We start from the raw sequence: 15,699 nt of genomic DNA on the forward strand, positions 1-15,699 counted from the left end.
ATCCAACACATCGAACGTTTTCATGACCCGTTTCGACGACATCCAGCTGCCTCGCATCCGCTACCTGCGCGGCCCCAATCTCTGGACCTACCGCCCCGTGCTCGAAGTGTGGCTTGATCTGGGCCGATTGGAAGACTTTCCTTCCAACCTGATCCCGGGCTTCACCGACCGCCTGACCGCATTGCTGCCCGCACTCATCGAGCACCACTGCGGTGTGGGCGAACGCGGCGGCTTCATCCAGCGACTGGTCGAAGGCACCTGGGCCGGCCACGTGCTGGAGCATGTGGTGATCGAGCTGCTCAACCTGGCCGGCATGCCGACCGGCTTCGGCCAGACCCGCAGCACGTCGAAGACCGGCGTCTACCGCATGGTGTTCCGTGCGCGTGACGAGGAAGTGGCGCGCGCCGCGCTGGCCGAAGGTCATCGCCTCCTGATGGCCGCGATCAACAACGACGCGTTCGGCGCCGCCGATGTGCAAGCCTGCGTCGACGTGGTCAAGGGCAAGGTCGAGGACTGCTACCTCGGCCCGAGCACCGCCTGCATCGTCGGCGCAGCCACGGACCGTGGCATCCCGCACATGCGGCTGAACAGCGGCAACCTGGTTCAGCTGGGCTACGGCTCCGCGCAGCAGCGCATCTGGACGGCCGAGACGGACTACACCAGCGCCATCGGCGAATCGATCGCCAGTGACAAGGAACTGACCAAGTCCCTGCTCGCCAGCTGCGGCGTGCCGGTGCCGGAAGGCCAGGTCGTGGCCGATGCGGCGGAAGCCTGGGAGGCCGCGGAAGACATCGGGCTGCCAGTGGTCGTGAAGCCGTCGGACGCCAACCACGGCCGCGGCGTGTCGCTCGAACTCACCACGCGCGAGGAAGTCGAGGCCGCTTTCGCGGTGGCCGAGCCGGAGGGCAGCGACGTGATGGTCGAGCGATTCATCCGCGGCTCCGAGCATCGGCTGCTGGTGGTCGGCGGGCAGGTCGTGGCGGCTGCGCGTGGCGAGGTCATCACGGTGACCGGCGATGGCCAAGCCAATGTGACTTCGCTGATCGACAGCCAGCTCAACAGCGACCCGCGCCGCGGCGTGGAAGAGGAATACCCGCTCGACTACATCGACGTCAACACCGACTCCAAGCTGCTGCTTGAACTGCAGCGGCAGAAGCTCGATGTGAAGTCCGTGCCCCAGGCGGGGCAGGTGGTTGTCATCCAGCGCAATGGCAACCTCGGAGTCGACTGCACCGACCAGGTTCATCCGGAAGTCGCACATGCGGCCTCACTGGCGGCGCGCGTGGTCGGCCTGGACATCGCCGGCATTGACATGGTCGCGCAGGACATCTCGCGCCCCCTGGCCGCGCAAGGCGGCGCCATCGTCGAAGTCAATGCCGGTCCCGGGCTGCTGATGCACCTGAAGCCGGCCGTCGGCTCGCCGCGCCCGGTAGGCCGCGCGATCTGCGACCACCTTTTTCCGGACGATGCGCCCGGCCGCATCCCGGTCGTCGGCGTCACCGGCTCGCAGGACACCGCTGTTCTGGCACGCCTGGTCGCTTGGCTGATCGACCTCGGCGGACGCCATACCGGACTCGCTTGCCGCGACGGTTTGTTCCTCGCGCGGCGCCGTGTCGACGCACGCGACAGCGCCAACTGGGAAGCCGGGCACCGTCTGCTGGTCAATCGCGCCGTGCAAGCCGTGGTGATCGAAAGCGGCGCCGGGACCATCCTGCGCGACGGCCTGGCCTACGACCGCTGCCAGATCGGCATCGTGACCGACCTCGAAGGCGCCGAGACGCTGGCCGAGTACGACATCACCGAGAGCGACCAGATGGTCAAGGTGCTGCGCACGCAAGTCGACGTGGTGCTGCCCGAGGGCACCGCCGTGCTGAACGCGGCCGATCCACGCGTGGCCGGGCTTGCGCCGCTGTGCGATGGCGCCGTGATCCTCTACGCCGCCGATGCCGGCGCCGAATCGCTCGCCGCGCACCGCGAGGCGGGTGGCAAGTCGGTCATCGTGCGGCAGGACCGCGTCGTGCTCGCCAATGGCAGCAGTGAATCCTTCCTGCCCGGCCTGGGTCGCCTGACCCTGTGGCGCGCCACCCACGTCGGCGTGAGCATCGACAGCCTGCTGGCCGCCGTGGCCGCAGCATGGGCGCTGGGCATTCCGCTCAACCTGATCGGCGCCGGCGTCGAAGCCTTCGAATCCGACCTGCAAGCCGCGCTCGCATCGCTGCAACTGTCGCAGTCCGCTTTCCCTCAAGAAAAACAACACGCCTGACCCCATGGAAGTCACACGCACTCGCGCCCTGCGCGGCCCGAACCTCTGGAGCCGCCACACCGCCATCGAAGCCATCGTGGCCTGTCCGGGCGACGAAAACGCGATCGAGAAACTCCCCGGTTTCGAAGCCCGCCTGCGCGCCCTGTTCCCGGACATCGGCGAACTGCATCCGATCGTGCTCGGCCATCCGCTGGCCCTGGCGCATGTGATGGAGAACGCGGCCATCGCCCTGCAGACGCAAGCCGGCTGCCAGGTGAGCTTCGGCCACACCGCGCCGACCACCGAAGCGGGCATCTACCAGGTCGCCGTGCAGTACTCTGAAGAAGCGGTGGGCCGGCTCGCCTTCAAGCAGGCCGAGCAATTGATCCAGGCCGCGCTCGACGACACCGCCTTCGATGCCAAGGCCGCAGTGGCCGAATTGCGCGATCTCGACGAGTCGGAGCGCCTCGGGCCCAGCACCGGCTCCATCGTCGATGCGGCGGTGGCGCGCGGCATTCCGTACCGGCGCCTCACCAGCGGCAGCCTGGTGCAGTTCGGCTGGGGCTCCAAGCAACGGCGCATCCAGGCCGCCGAGATCGACAGCACCAGCGGCGTCGCCGAATCGATCGCGCAGGACAAGGAACTCACCAAGCAACTGCTCAACGCGGCCGGCGTGCCGGTGCCGCTGGGCCGGCCCGTGAACGACCCGGACGACGCCTGGGCGGCCGCGCAGGACGTCGGCTTGCCGGTGGTGGTGAAGCCGCAGGACGGCAACCAGGGCAAGGGCGTGACGGTGAACATCACTTCGCGCGAACAGCTCGATGCGGCCTTCGCTTCGGCGGCCGAGTACGGCGAGGTCATGGTCGAGAAATTCCTGCCCGGCTTCGACTTCCGCCTGCTTGTCGTCGGCGACAAGCTCGTGGCCGCCGCACGCCGCGATCCGCCGCAAGTGATCGGCGATGGCGTGTCCACGGTGCGCCAGCTTGTCGCAACGGTGAACCTCGACCCGCGGCGCGGCGAAGGCCATGCCACCTCGCTCACCAAGATCCGGCTCGACGACATCGCGGTCGGCCGGCTGGAGGCCCAGGGCCTGACGCCCGACAGCGTGCCCACGCGCGGCCAGCGCGTCGTCTTGCGCAACAACGCCAACCTCTCGACCGGCGGCAGCGCCACCGACGTGACCGACACCGTGCACCCCGAGATCGCGGCGCGCGCGGTCGACGCGGCGCAGATGGTCGGCCTGCACATCTGCGGCGTCGACATGGTCTGCGAGAACGTGCTGACGCCGCTGGAAGAGCAGCATGGCGGCGTGGTCGAGGTCAATGCGGCGCCGGGCCTGCGCATGCACATCTCGCCATCGTTCGGCCGTGGCCGCGCGGTCGGCGAGGCGATCATCAACACCATGTTCGCGCCCGGCGACAACGGGCGCATCCCCGTCATCGCCGTGACCGGCACCAATGGCAAGACCACCACCGCGCGCCTCATCAACCACCTGCTCGCCTCCAGCGGCCTGCGCACCGGCATGACCAACACCGACGGCGTCTACGTCGATGGCCGGCAGACCGACAGCGGCGACTGCAGCGGCCCCAAGAGCGCACGCAACGTGCTGCTGCATCCTGACGTGGATGCGGCGGTGTTCGAGGTGGCGCGCGGCGGCGTGCTGCGCGAAGGCCTCGGCTTCGACCGCTGCCAGGTGGCCGTGGTGACGAACGTCGGCAGCGGCGACCACCTCGGCCTCAACTACATCACCACGGTGGAAGACCTAGCCGTGCTCAAGCGCGTGATCGTGCGCAACGTGGCGCCCAAGGGCTATGCGGTGCTGAACGCGGCCGATCCCAACGTGGCGGCGATGGCGGCCGGTTGCCCCGGCAGCATCGTCTTCTTCACGGCCGACCGGCAGCATCCGGTGATGGCCACGCACCGCGCGCAGGGCAAGCGCACCGTCTATGTCGACCAGGACACGCTGGTGGCCGCCGAGGGCTCGTGGCGCGAGCGCGTGCCGCTGCGCGACGTGCCGATCACCCGCAACGGCACGCTGCCCTTCCAGGTCGAGAACGTGATGGCGGCAGTGGGCGCGGCATGGTCCATCGGCATGGACTGGGACACCATCCGCGGCGGCCTGGCCAGCTTCAAGAACGACGCGGCCGGCGTGCCCGGGCGCTTCAACGTCATGGAATACCGCGGCGCGACCGTGATCGCCGACTACGGCCACAACACCGACGCCATGAAGGCCTTGGTGGCCGCCGTCGACACCATGCCGGCCAAGACGCGCTCGGTGGTCATCAGCGGCGCGGGCGACCGGCGCGACAGCGACATCCGCGACCAGACCGCCATCCTCGGCGAGGCCTTCGACGACGTGATCCTCTACCAGGACGCGGCCCAGCGCGGGCGTGCCGATGGCGAGGTGATGGCACTGCTGCGGCAGGGCCTGGTGGGCGCGGGGCGGACGCGGCACATCGAGGAAATCCGGGGTGAGTTCATCGCCATCGACCTGGCGCTGGAACGGCTGCAGCCGGGCGACTTGTCGCTGATCCTGGTCGATCAGGTGGAGGAAGCGCTGGCGCACCTGGCCAAGCGCATCGCGGCCGGCTGACCGACACGCAGGATTTTTCCGACGGTCTTTACCGCGTCTGTGCCCGTTGTGGAGCGCCTCGTCCGACAGTGATCCGGCGGTGCGCAAGCGATGCTTCGCGCACCGGTTCGACCTGGGGTCGGGCCCCACAACAGGAGTGTTTTCATGACTGCAACCGTTCTTCGCACCCGTTTCCTGGCGCTGGCCATCACGACCACGCTCGCCAGCGCCGCCGCCTTCGCCGCGCCGCCGGCCAGAGGCCCGGGTTCCGACGCCCGTTACCAGAATGAACTGGCCGTTTGCAACACGATCCAGCAAGACCGCGCCGCCTGCATCCGTGAAGCCGGTGCAGCGCGCGAGGAAGCGCGCCGCAACGGCCTGACCAGCGCCGCGCCGGCGTCCTACGAGCAGAACGCCCTGGCCCGTTGCCAGTTACAGCCGCCGGCTGAACGCCTCGCCTGCGAGCAACGCGTGACTGGCACGGGCGTGAGCAGTGTCGAGGGCAGCGTGCTGGGCGGCGGCGTGATCCGCGAGACGGTGACGCCGGTCAACTGAGTTCGCCGGAAAATCCAGGCCTTCAACTTCGCCTTCGCGCGCCGCGTCGCCATCCTCGGCGGTGGCCAACTGCAAGCCACGGAGAGTGCCGAGGCGATGGGCGGCACCGGCGCCATCAACGTCCGCATCCGGTCGAAGCCGAACGCCCTGCCTGGCCATTTCGTGGTGTCGAGCGTGTGGGCCTGCAGCGAACAGAACCTGGGCGCGCTCAAGCAGGTGCCGGAGGAGGAGCGCGCGCTCTACCGCAAGCGGCCGATCGGCTCCTGCACGCCCGATCGATCGAAGGTGGGCGCCATCCGGCAATGGGTCACGGGGCGCGCTTCCGCCTGACCGGATACGGCTACTGCAACTTCGAGAACTTCGTCGGCGTCAGCAATTCATTGGTGATGTTGGCGACGATCGGTCCGTCCTTCTCGCTTTCGGCCCTCACGCGGAGCCATTCGGCATCGGCCAGGAACACCGGCCACTTCGCCTCGCGATCCGCCAGCGACTCCCACGCGACCAGGTAGGTCAGCACGTTCAGTTCCGAATCGCCGACCAGCGTGGTCCAGAAGCCGACCGGCTGGATGCCGAGCCGCGCCCAGATGTGAACCGTGTGATCGTTGAACCGGGCCAGCAGGTTGGGCATGCGGCCCGGCAGCGTGCGGTAGATCCGCAATTCATAGATCATCCGAGGCTCCTTGGGAGGTGGGGGAGGTGGGCGTGCATCTTCCGCGAATACACGTCCTCACACCATCAGGTGCGCCTCCAGGGTCTCCCGCGAAAAGGTGGCGGCCTCGCCGGCGAGCAGGCATTCACCGTGGTCGATGGCGATGAGGTCGTCCGCCACGGCCTGCAGGAAGGCCAGGTTCTGCTCGACGATCACGAAGGCCGCGCCCTGCGCCTTGCGTGCGCGCACGAGTTGAGCCATGCGATCGATGTTCTCCGGCTGGACGCCCTCGCTGGGCTCGTCGAGGATGCTGAGCGCCGCGCGCAATCCAAGGGTCCGCGTGAAGGACAGCAGCTTGCGCTCGCCGCCGCTCAGCGATCCGGCGCGCTGGTTCATGCGCTCGACCAGGCGCGAGAACAGTTCGAGGCAGGCGGCATAGCGATCGGGGTTGCGATCGGGCAGGTGCAGCCAGAGGTTTTCCTCGACGCTGAGGTCGCCGAAGACGATGTCTTCCTGCGGCGCGTAGGCCATGCCGAGCGCCAGCCGCTGGTGCGGCAGCACGCGTGCAAGGTCGCGACCGCCCAGGCTGACGGCGCCCTGGCGCAGCGGCAGGAAGCCCGCAAGCGCCCGCATCAGCGTGGTCTTGCCGACGCCATTGCGGCCCAGCACGCCGAGCACACGGCCGCCGGCGACTGCGCCGCTCAGGCCGCGCAGCACCATGGCGTCACCGTAGCCGCACACGATGTCGTTGAATTGCAGCAACGGTTTCGCTGCGCTCACTTCACGGCCTCCGCGCCTGGCACTGCACGCCCTCGTCTCGCGTTGAGGCGAGCGCGCTCGAAGCGGCCCGGCGCTGCGCTCATTTCCTCGCTCCCGCATACACCGCCCGAACCGCCGGGTCGGCCTGGATCTGCACCAGCGTCCCCTGCGCCAGCAGGCGCCCCTGGTGCAGCACGTACACGTCGCCGCCGATCGAAGCCACCGCGCTGATGTCGTGCTCGATGACCAGCGCGGCCGCGCCCAGCCTGCCGACGACGGTCTTGATCGCCTCGATCATGTGGTGCGTCTCCGCGGGCGACAGGCCTGCGCAGGGTTCATCGAGCAGGACCAGCCGCGGCTGGGGCAGCACGGTCATCACGAATTCCAGCGCCTGGCGATGCCCTTGCGACAGGCTGCCCGCGCGGTGGTCCAGTTGGTCGCGCAAGGCGGGGAAGAGGTCCAGCAACTCGTTGCGCAAACCACTGGTCCAGCCCAGTGGCGCTCGCTTCAAAGACGCCGCCGGACCGAGCCGGCCGGCCCACAAGGCGATGTCCAGGTTCTGGCTCACGCTCAGTTCGGGAAAGACCGAGGGAATCTGCAGCTTGCGCCCGACGCCCCGCCGCGCCACGCGCCATGCCGATGCACCGGAGATGTCGACGCCATCCAGCACGATGCGGCCTGCGCGCAGCGGCAGGCGCCCGGTCATCACGTTGAAGGCAGAGGTCTTGCCCGCGCCGTTGGGCCCGATCACGCAGCGCAAGCCCGCGCCCTGCAAGCTGAGCGAAAGACCGCCGAGGATCCGCACGCCGCCTTGCGAAACCTCGACCTCCTCGAAGGCCAGGCCGATGTCCTGAACTCGCCTGTCGACGGGCGGCGCAGTTGACGGCACCACGGACGCCGCGTCGAAGCGACCCAGGTTCAGCCGCTTTCCCAGCCCGGCCAGCCCTTCGGGCAGGAAGCGCACCACCGCGATGAAGATCGCGCCGACCAGCACTTCCCAGTAAGCGAAGTGGTCGCGCAACTCGGAGGACGCGTAGCCGACGAACACGGCGCCGAGCAGCCCACCCAGCGGGCTCGCCTTGCCGCCGACCGCCGCCCAGATCACGAACTCTGTCGACAGCACGAAGCCCATCGTGAGCGGCGTGACGATGCCCTGGTGCATGGCGAACAACGCACCCGCCCCGGCCGCCAGCAGCGCGGAGCAGGCGAAGGCAAAGGCCTTGATGCGGTCCGTCGCGTAGCCGAACAGCTGCAGCCGGTCTTCGTTCTGCGCCACCGCGCTCCACAGCAGGCCAAGCGGCCGGCGCAATGCGATGCCGAGCAGCATCGTGCTGGCGACGGCGCACGCGGCCACGATCCAGTAGTAGGTGCCGTAGCGGTCGGTCCCCGGAAACTCCGGAATGTCGGCCATGCCATTGAAGCCGCCGGTGACGGCGCTCCACTGCTGTGCGGCGAGGAAGCCCAGCATCGTCATGGCCAGCGTGATAAGCGAGAAGAAGGGCCCGCTGCGATGGCTGCGCGCGAACACGAGCCGCGCCACGACAAAGGCCAGCGCCGCAGGCAGCAGCAACGCCAGCGGCAGCGCGAGCCACCAGCCCGGCTGCTGCTGCGCCGCCTTGAGCACGCCGCCAGTCAGATAGGCGCCGAGCCCGAAGAAAAGCGCATGCCCCAGCGGCAGGAAGCCCAGCCGTCCCCAGCACAACGCGACACCCTGGGTCGCGATGCCGTAGATGAGGAAGAGCGCGATCTGGTACGCGACGAAATCGTTCGTGAGGAACGGCAGCGCCACCAGTGCGATCGCCAGCAACACAGGCTCGACGGCGGGCATGCGCCACTTGCGGAGGCTGGTGCGCGATTCGGCCGTGCGCGTGAGTTCAGCGGCGTCCAAGGAGTCCATTCGGCTTCAGCCACAGAAAGAGCATCGACAGGATCAGCACCGCCGCATAGCCGCTGGTCTGGCCGACCAGGCTGCTGACGATCGACTGGGTGCCGCCGATCAGCCCCACGCCACCGCCAAAACCGCCCAACGTGCCCAAGCCGCCCACCACGAGAACGAAGAAGGAATCCAGCAGGTAGTCCACGCCGATGCCGGGCTCGATGCGCACCAGCGGCGCCAGCAACACGCCGGCCGCACCGGCCAGCACAACGCCGATCACGAAGGTCTGCGAAGCCAGCCGCCGCGTGTCGATGCCAAGCGCCTGCGCCAAGAGCGGATTGCCCGTCATCGCGCGCACGCGCAGCCCCATGGCGCTGCGCCGATACCAGAGCGCCAGCGCGATCATCACGACGATCGCGAAGCCGATCAGCGCCAGCCGGTACCCCGGGTACTGCACGCCGCCCAGCGTGACCGGCATCGACAGGTTGCTCTCGATGTTGCGATAGCCTCGCCCGTACCCCGCCTCGACCAGCTTGCGCAGCACCATCGCCAGGCCCCAGGTGGCCAGCAGCGTGTCGAAGGGCCGCGCATACAGCGGCCGGATCAGCCAGCGCTCCACCACATAGCCGAGCAGCCCGCACGCGACGATGGCCAGGGGCATCGCGGTCGCGATCGGCCAGCCCCAGGACTGCACCGTCACCACCGCATAAGCGCCGAGCATCACGAACTCGCCATGCGCCATGTTCATGACGCCGAGCAGGCCGAAGACCACCGCCAGGCCCAGCGTCGTGAGCGCCAGCGTCGAGAGCGCGTAGAGGAGGTTCAGGCCGTGCAGCAGCCAGCTCGAATCCATCGCTTCAGACTTTGCAGACCTGCCCCGAAGCGACACGCGGGAAGGTCTTGACGACGCGGAAGCCCTTGTCGTCCACATCCGCCACGTAGATGTCCTGCTCCACATGCCGCGAACGCATCATGACGGCGCCGCGAGGACCGTTGTAGCTGGCGCCTTCGCTGGCCGGGTCCATCTTGGCCACGTCGAGCGACTTGGCCTTGGCGGCGATCGCCTCCAGCATCAGGAAGCCTTCATACACCGACTCAGCCAGCCCGTTGAGCGCCGGCGCCTGCGGGCCGAACTTCTTGAAGTACGCATCCGAGAAAGCCTTGGCCGCGGGCGTCTGGATGTTGGCGAAATAGCCGGCGCTCGAATAGAGGTTTTTCGCGTTGGCGAGGCCGATGCCAGCCAGCGTGTTCTCCTCCAGCAACGTGCCCAGGCGCAGCGCCTTGTCCGCCAGACCGAAGCTCGCGAAGGCCTTGTTGAAGGTCACCGATGCACCGCCCACCAGCGACACCAGCACCGCATCGGCGCCGCTGTCGCGAATGCGGGTCAGGCTCGAATCGAAGTTGTCGACGGTGAAGGGAAGGTACTCGTCGCCCACCACCTGCGCGCCGGTCTTGGTGATGTAGTCCTTGGCGGCGGCGTTGGTGTTGCGGCCCCAGATGTAGTCGTTGCCGATCATGTACCACTTCTTCGGCTTGCGTTCCGTGGCGATCCACGGGATGACGGGCGCGAGTTGCTGCGCCGGCGTCTCGCCGTTCACGTAGGTGCCCTTGGCGCATTCGCCGCCTTCGTAGACCGGCGTGTAGAAGTACGGCACCTGGCCCTTGAACAGGCCGACCAGCGCGCCGCGCACCGCACTGTCATGCATGCCGATCACCACCTGCGCACCGCCGCCTTTCCAGAGCTTGAGCGCCGCCTGCGAGGCCTCCGCAGGCGGCAGGCCGGCATCGCCGAAGGCCACTTCCAGCGTGCGGCCGAGCACGCCGCCGCGGGCGTTGAGGGTCTCCACGGCCAGCTCCGTGCAAGCCTTGGATGATGGTCCGAACAGGCCGGCGGGTCCGCTCAGGGGCAGCATCACGGCCACCTTCAGCGGCGATGCGGCGCGCACGGCCGGCGCGGTGATGGCCGCCGCGGCGGCGGCTGCGCCATGAAGAAAGGTACGACGGTCCATGGGAGCTCCTCCGTGGTGATGTTGTGAATACGGGGCGATCAGCGTTGCCAGGGGGCGGATGGCAGGGGCGGCAACACAGCTTCGATGGCCGCAGCGAGCGCGAGCAAGGCGCGGTCGCTGCCGGCCGGCCCGTCCAGCGCCAGTCCCACCGGCAGGCCGGCGGACAGGCCGGCCGGCAACGAGACGCCGGGGATGCCGGCGTTGCTGCCGGGGTCAGTGTTGCGGATGAAGGTGGTGAAGGTCGGGCTTTGCTGGCCGTTGAACAGCACGGTCTCGTCCTGCCCGATCGGCGCGGCCGTCAGGGGCGTGGTCGGGAACAGCAAGGCCTGCACGCCGGCGGACGAGAAGGTGTCGGCATAGAGCGCCTGCAACTGGACGCGCGTCTTCAGCGCCTCTTGATAGACGCCCTCGGGCACAGCGCCAGCGCCGAGCAGCGACTGGGCAAGTCCGGAGACATCGGGGCTGCCGACGCCCTCGACCAGTTGCCTGAAGTCGATGCCGCGATTCGCATAGCGCAGGTAGTCCGTCATGTCGCGCACGAACTCGAACAAGGCGACCGGGAATCCGACACCGCCGGCCAGTTCGAACAACTTGGGCATCGGCAGCTCGACGAACTCGACGCCGGCGGCGCGCAGGCGATCGAGCGCCGCATCCATGACCTCGCGCACGCCAGGTTCGATCGCTTCCCAATACGGCTTGGGCAGCCCCAGCCTCACGCCCTTGAGCGGCACCGTCGCGAGTGGCTCGCTGTCGCCGGCGAGCACGCTGTCCAGCAAGGCGCAATCCGCGACGCTACGGGCGATCGGCCCGGCCGTGTCGCGCGTGGTGGAGATCGGCGCAATGCCCCGCCCGGACACCCGCCCCACCGTCGGCCGGAACCCCACGAGGCCGCACAGCGCGGCAGGAACGCGCACCGATCCGCCCGTGTCCGTGCCAAGCGCCGCCGGCACCCACCCTGCCGCCACCACCACGCCGGAACCGCCGCTGCTGCCCCCCGGAATGCGCGTCGCATCCCACGGGTTGTGCGCCGCGCCGGTGACGGCGTTGTTGTTGGTGATGCCAAAGGCCAACTCATGCATGTTCGCCTTGCCCGCGATGAGCGCCCCGGCCGCGCGCAGGCGGCGCACCACTTCGGCGTCTTCGCTGGGCTCCTTGCCCTTCAGCGCACCGGTGCCGGCGGAACTCGGCAGCCCGACGGAATCGATGTTGTCCTTGAGCGCGATCGGCACGCCCAGCAACGGCAAGTCTTCCCCCGCCGCGATGCGCTCGTCGGCGGTACGGGCCTGCGCACGCAAGGCATCGGCGTCAAAGGCCACGTAGCCGTTGAGCGCGGCCTGCGCCTGCGTTCGTTCGATCAGCGCCTCGACAAGCGCCGCGCTGGTCACGGATCGCTGCTGGATCTGGCGCCGCAATTCGACGACGCCCGCTTGGGTCAGGTTCATGCTTTTCTCCGGATGTGCAACGCATCGTAGGAATCGGCAACTTGCCGCACACCTATCACGATTGATAGGGGTCGCCACCGATTCCCGCAGCGGTGGCCAGGACTAGCATGGCCGCCAGACACGTCCCCCGCACGGTCCTTGCTTCAACCACACCATGCACCTCAACACGTCGCAGACCCGCGCGCTCGGTGATGTCATGCGCCTGCTGGCCGAGGCGACCGACGCCGATGCACTGCGCGGCGACCTCGCCTTGCCCATGCTGGACCTGCTGCAGGCCGACACCTACGTCTCCTTCACCTTCAACACCGCCACCCACCGCTTCGACCGCGTCAAGGCGGTCAACATGTCGCTGGACAACCTGCGCACCTGGGACGAGTACTACCGCTTCATCGACCCGCTGACCTTCCCGATGATGGAGCGCCGCCATCCCACGCTGGCGACCCAGATCCTGTGCCAGAGCGACCTGTCGCGCACCGAGTTCTTCAACGACTTCCTGGCGCGCGACCACATGCACTGGGGCGTCAACCTGTATGTGTTCTCGCAGGGCGCCTGCACCGGCGACATGCGCATCTGGCGGCAGCGCGAACGCGGCAACTTCGATGCGAACGAGATCGATGCGCTGCGCATGGTCGAGCCCGCCTTCGCCGCGGCGCTGGCACGCCTGCGCTGGGAGACCGAACCGCTGATGTCGCCCGCGGCCTGCGAGAGCGTGACGGAATTGCTGCAGCGCAAGTCCGCGCTCAGCATGCGCGAGGCGGAGGCTGCGTCGCTGGTGCTCTCCGGCTGCCCCGACAAGCTCATTGCCAAGCGCATGGCCGTGGGCCTGCCGACCGTTCGCTTTCATCTGGCGAATGCGTTTCGCAAGCTGCGGGTGGACAACCGGACGCAGCTGGCCGCGCGGGTGCAGGCACTGGTCAGCGATGCGCCAGTGGCTGGCGCCCCTGCACTGCAACCGCCTTCGGCTCCCTTTCCGCCCGCACGCAGACCGCAGTGCCCGGCACCGGCTTGAGGACCGCGGTGCTGCATCAGATGCGCCAGAAGGCCGGACCATTCGGACCCGCATGACCACCGTCCACAGGCGCCTCACCGTGCAAGGCCTGGTCCAGGGCGTGGGCTATCGCTGGTCCATGGTCCAGGCCGCCGAGCGGTTGGGCGTGCAAGGCTGGGTGCGCAATCGGCGCGATGGCGCGGTGGAGGCCGTCGTCTCGGGCGACGTCGCGGGCGTCGATGCGCTCATCGCATGGGCCCGTCACGGCCCGCGGGATGCGCGCGTGGAGCGCGTGGACGTGGACAACGCACCTGCGCCGGAAACAGCCTTCGAAGGCTTCGAGGCGCGCGAGACGCTTTAGTCAGGCACCAGCAACGCCCTCCGCACTTCGGCGTGCCGGTGCCCGACACCCGCCGAACACCTCCCGGAAGTCGCGTCTCGCGCTGACAGCCAGCCATGGGGATTGGCGCATGCTGGACCGGCAATCCAAGGAGATCCAATTGAAAACTATTCGCTCGTCCGCAGCCTCGGTGTTGTTCATGTTTGCCGGCGTTCTCAGCGCTGGCGCGGCCTGGTCTCAGACCCCCAAAGCGGCCAATTGCGATGCGCGCCAGGACACTGCAGCCTGTCTGCGCGAGGCGGGAGCAGCCCGCCAGGAAGCCGCGCGCGGCGGCCTGACGCAACCGGGCGCCGCAGCGGCCGACCAGAATGCGTCGGCGCGCTGCCAGGCCTTGCCCGCCAGCGAGAGGGCCGACTGCGAGGCACGCATGCAGGGCACGGGGAGCGGGTCCACCACGACGAGCGGCAGCGTGATGGGCGGCGGCGTGATCCGGGAAACCGTCACGACCGTTCCGGCGCCAAGCAAATAGGCAAGGCGCACGCTGCCTGAGGCGGTGGCTTCCTGATCCCAGCCTCGACTCGGGCGAGTCCTGCCCCGCCTCGGACTAGAACTCGCGCGAAATGAGGCTGCAGGTTGCGACAAGCAACTGGGCGCAATCCGCGAGGCTGCCTTCCATGCGATGCCTCGGCCCGGCCACCGCGATGGCGAGGGTCTCGTTGTGGACGGCAAAGAAGGCGGCCACGGCCCACACGTCGCTGACGTTCTCTCCGCGCGTCTGGAAATAGCCGGCCCGGCGGCTCTTCAGGATGTCTGCGATGAGCAGGCCGGGATCGGTGATCGTCGCGGTGGTCACAGCAGGCAGTGTCCTGCCCTCGAACCATGCACGCAGCTCCGGCTCCTTGAGCGAGCCCAGCAAGGCCTTGCCGATCGAACTCGAATGCAGCGGCTTGATGTCACCCGGGCGCGCCGAGTAGCGGATCGAGTGCGCGCTTTCGGCCACCTGCAGGTAGACCACGGTGTCGCCTTGGCGCTTGCCGAGAATCACCGTCTCGCGCGAACTGTCGCGCAGCCGCTCCAGCATGGGCGTGAGACGCTCCACGAACGGATCCTTGTCGAGGATGTCGCGCGCCACATCGAACATGCGTTGGGTCGGATAGAGCGAGCGCGGCCGGGCCAGCGAATACAGGTACCCGCGCGCGGTGAGCGTCGCGACGATCGCGTGGCAGGTGCTCTTCGGAATGTTCACCGCTTCGGCCAGGTCGGTCAGCGAGAGGGGTCGCTGGCTGGCCTGGAAGGCTTCGAAGATGTCGATGACGCGTTCTACGGAGACGACGCTGGCGGCTGCGGTCATGGACAATCCTTGTTCGGTCAATTTCGAAATATAGAACACCGGTTCTTGCTCAGGAATGTTCAGGTTCAAATCGTGAAAACCCCGCGCAAGACGCAAGCCCCGGAACGCAGCGGCACCCAGAGCATCGAACGCGCGCTGCGCATCCTGCGTGAACTCGCTGCACGCGGCGAATTCGGCTGGCGCCTGTCGGATCTCGCCGCACGCTGCGATATCGACAAGGGCACGGCGCACCGTGTCCTGACGTGCCTGGTGCGCGAGCGCTTCGTGCAGCAACGCCCGGCGGACAAGCACTACTTTCCCGGCCCGATGCTCTTCGAGCTCAGCCTGTCGCTGCCCGGCCATGCCGCCTTCCAGCAGGCCTGCGAGCGTCGCCTTGCCAGGTTCGCCGCCCAGACCGAGTCCATCGCGTGGATGATCCTGCGCAGCGGCAACGAGTACGTCTGCGCGGTGCGTGAGGGCGAGCTCGAACTGCGCGGCCTCATGGTGCATGTGGGTACGCGGCGGCCCTTGTTCACATCGGTCGGCGGCGTGGCGATCCTGCAGACGCTGCCGTCCCTGGAAGCCGAGGACATCCTGCATGACAACGTGCAACAGGAAACGGTGACACGCGGCCCTGGACGCCTGGAGGCGCTGCGCAAGATGCGCGAACGCTCGCGGCGCCACGGCTTCGGCGTCAACCTCGGCGACGTGGCGCCCGGCGTGCATGCGTTCGCAGTGCCGGTCTGTGGCGACAACGGTCATGCGGTCGCGGCGGTGTGCCTCACCGGCCTGCCCGAGCAACTCAGCGAGGCGCGCATCCCGGAGATCCGAAAGTTGCTGACCGAGGTCGCAGAAGCCGTGGAAGGCGATGCGCGGCAGTTGCTCGGCTCGGTCATGAAGGTGGCATCGCCCGACTAGAAAAAGAGGCTGCACCGAG

Annotated in this window: 15 protein-coding genes; 8 read left to right on the plus strand and 7 right to left on the minus strand. The window is 68.3% G+C overall.

Annotated elements, in window-relative coordinates; translation table 11 throughout:
* Positions 1-22 precede the first annotated feature (22 nt).
* From WKW82_RS08275 to WKW82_RS08290, 4 genes are all read left to right on the plus strand, one after another.
* Positions 23-2,263, plus strand: coding sequence for a cyanophycin synthetase (locus WKW82_RS08275; RefSeq protein WP_340341785.1), 2,241 nt, complete (start codon positions 23-25; stop codon positions 2,261-2,263).
* A gap of 4 nt (positions 2,264-2,267) precedes the next feature.
* Entirely contained in the window at positions 2,268-4,835 is a 2,568-nt protein-coding gene (cphA, locus tag WKW82_RS08280; RefSeq protein WP_340341786.1) for a cyanophycin synthetase, read from the plus strand.
* Positions 4,836-4,979: 144 nt separating this feature from the next.
* Complete coding sequence (locus WKW82_RS08285; RefSeq protein ID WP_340341787.1) at positions 4,980-5,369, plus strand: hypothetical protein; 390 nt, start codon at positions 4,980-4,982, stop codon at positions 5,367-5,369.
* A 96-nt stretch (positions 5,370-5,465) separates the two neighbouring features.
* Complete coding sequence (locus WKW82_RS08290; RefSeq protein ID WP_340341788.1) at positions 5,466-5,699, plus strand: hypothetical protein; 234 nt, start codon at positions 5,466-5,468, stop codon at positions 5,697-5,699.
* A gap of 10 nt (positions 5,700-5,709) precedes the next feature.
* Here the strand turns inward: WKW82_RS08290 and WKW82_RS08295 are convergent, their stop codons facing one another.
* From WKW82_RS08295 to iaaH, 6 genes are all read right to left on the minus strand, one after another.
* Positions 5,710-6,039, minus strand: coding sequence for an NIPSNAP family protein (locus WKW82_RS08295; RefSeq protein WP_340341789.1), 330 nt, complete (start codon positions 6,037-6,039; stop codon positions 5,710-5,712).
* Positions 6,040-6,096: 57 nt separating this feature from the next.
* On the minus strand, positions 6,097-6,798 hold the full coding sequence (locus WKW82_RS08300) for an ABC transporter ATP-binding protein (protein WP_340341790.1): 702 nt from the start codon (positions 6,796-6,798) through the stop codon (positions 6,097-6,099).
* A 79-nt stretch (positions 6,799-6,877) separates the two neighbouring features.
* Positions 6,878-8,674 carry a branched-chain amino acid ABC transporter ATP-binding protein/permease gene (locus tag WKW82_RS08305; RefSeq protein ID WP_340341791.1) on the minus strand — a complete coding sequence of 599 codons (1,797 nt, stop codon included), beginning with the start codon at positions 8,672-8,674 and terminating at the stop codon, positions 6,878-6,880.
* Entirely contained in the window at positions 8,652-9,506 is an 855-nt protein-coding gene (locus WKW82_RS08310) for a branched-chain amino acid ABC transporter permease (RefSeq protein ID WP_340341792.1), read from the minus strand. The genes WKW82_RS08305 and WKW82_RS08310 overlap by 23 nt, the downstream gene beginning before the upstream one ends.
* 4 nt (positions 9,507-9,510) lie before the next feature.
* Positions 9,511-10,662, minus strand: coding sequence for a substrate-binding domain-containing protein (locus tag WKW82_RS08315; RefSeq protein ID WP_340341793.1), 1,152 nt, complete (start codon positions 10,660-10,662; stop codon positions 9,511-9,513).
* Positions 10,663-10,700: 38 nt separating this feature from the next.
* Entirely contained in the window at positions 10,701-12,104 is a 1,404-nt protein-coding gene (iaaH, locus tag WKW82_RS08320; RefSeq protein WP_340341794.1) for an indoleacetamide hydrolase, read from the minus strand.
* A gap of 154 nt (positions 12,105-12,258) precedes the next feature.
* Between iaaH and WKW82_RS08325 the strand changes: the two genes are divergently transcribed.
* From WKW82_RS08325 to WKW82_RS08335, 3 genes are all read left to right on the plus strand, one after another.
* Positions 12,259-13,113 carry a helix-turn-helix transcriptional regulator gene (locus WKW82_RS08325; protein WP_340341795.1) on the plus strand — a complete coding sequence of 285 codons (855 nt, stop codon included), beginning with the start codon at positions 12,259-12,261 and terminating at the stop codon, positions 13,111-13,113.
* Between the two features lie 52 nt (positions 13,114-13,165).
* Positions 13,166-13,453 (plus strand): acylphosphatase, encoded by a 288-nt coding sequence (locus WKW82_RS08330; protein ID WP_340341796.1) that lies wholly within the window; start codon positions 13,166-13,168, stop codon positions 13,451-13,453.
* Between the two features lie 109 nt (positions 13,454-13,562).
* Entirely contained in the window at positions 13,563-13,961 is a 399-nt protein-coding gene (locus tag WKW82_RS08335; protein ID WP_340341797.1) for a hypothetical protein, read from the plus strand.
* Between the two features lie 75 nt (positions 13,962-14,036).
* Here the strand turns inward: WKW82_RS08335 and WKW82_RS08340 are convergent, their stop codons facing one another.
* Complete coding sequence (locus tag WKW82_RS08340; protein WP_340341798.1) at positions 14,037-14,783, minus strand: IclR family transcriptional regulator; 747 nt, start codon at positions 14,781-14,783, stop codon at positions 14,037-14,039.
* Positions 14,784-14,855: 72 nt separating this feature from the next.
* Here WKW82_RS08340 and WKW82_RS08345 point away from each other — a divergent pair, with 72 nt between their 5' ends.
* Positions 14,856-15,680 (plus strand): IclR family transcriptional regulator, encoded by an 825-nt coding sequence (locus WKW82_RS08345; RefSeq protein ID WP_340341799.1) that lies wholly within the window; start codon positions 14,856-14,858, stop codon positions 15,678-15,680.
* Positions 15,681-15,699 lie beyond the last annotated feature (19 nt).

It is taken from the genome of Variovorax rhizosphaerae (assembly GCF_037889975.1).
Taxonomy (GTDB): domain Bacteria; phylum Pseudomonadota; class Gammaproteobacteria; order Burkholderiales; family Burkholderiaceae_C; genus Variovorax; species Variovorax rhizosphaerae.

Bases quoted from the DNA above. Each gene is read 5' to 3' on its own strand.
- WKW82_RS08305 (WP_340341791.1), bottom strand. From the start codon at position 8,674: ATGGACTCCTTGGACGCCGCTGAACTCACGCGCACGGCCGAATCGCGC.
- iaaH (WP_340341794.1), bottom strand. From the start codon at position 12,104: ATGAACCTGACCCAAGCGGGCGTCGTCGAATTGCGGCGCCAGATCCAG.
- WKW82_RS08325 (WP_340341795.1), top strand. From the start codon at position 12,259: ATGCACCTCAACACGTCGCAGACCCGCGCGCTCGGTGATGTCATGCGC.
- WKW82_RS08295 (WP_340341789.1), bottom strand. From the start codon at position 6,039: ATGATCTATGAATTGCGGATCTACCGCACGCTGCCGGGCCGCATGCCC.
- cphA (WP_340341786.1), top strand. From the start codon at position 2,268: ATGGAAGTCACACGCACTCGCGCCCTGCGCGGCCCGAACCTCTGGAGC.
- WKW82_RS08290 (WP_340341788.1), top strand. From the start codon at position 5,466: ATGGGCGGCACCGGCGCCATCAACGTCCGCATCCGGTCGAAGCCGAAC.
- WKW82_RS08310 (WP_340341792.1), bottom strand. From the start codon at position 9,506: ATGGATTCGAGCTGGCTGCTGCACGGCCTGAACCTCCTCTACGCGCTC.
- WKW82_RS08275 (WP_340341785.1), top strand. From the start codon at position 23: ATGACCCGTTTCGACGACATCCAGCTGCCTCGCATCCGCTACCTGCGC.
- WKW82_RS08330 (WP_340341796.1), top strand. From the start codon at position 13,166: ATGACCACCGTCCACAGGCGCCTCACCGTGCAAGGCCTGGTCCAGGGC.
- WKW82_RS08335 (WP_340341797.1), top strand. From the start codon at position 13,563: ATGCTGGACCGGCAATCCAAGGAGATCCAATTGAAAACTATTCGCTCG.
- WKW82_RS08285 (WP_340341787.1), top strand. From the start codon at position 4,980: ATGACTGCAACCGTTCTTCGCACCCGTTTCCTGGCGCTGGCCATCACG.
- WKW82_RS08315 (WP_340341793.1), bottom strand. From the start codon at position 10,662: ATGGACCGTCGTACCTTTCTTCATGGCGCAGCCGCCGCCGCGGCGGCC.
- WKW82_RS08340 (WP_340341798.1), bottom strand. From the start codon at position 14,783: ATGACCGCAGCCGCCAGCGTCGTCTCCGTAGAACGCGTCATCGACATC.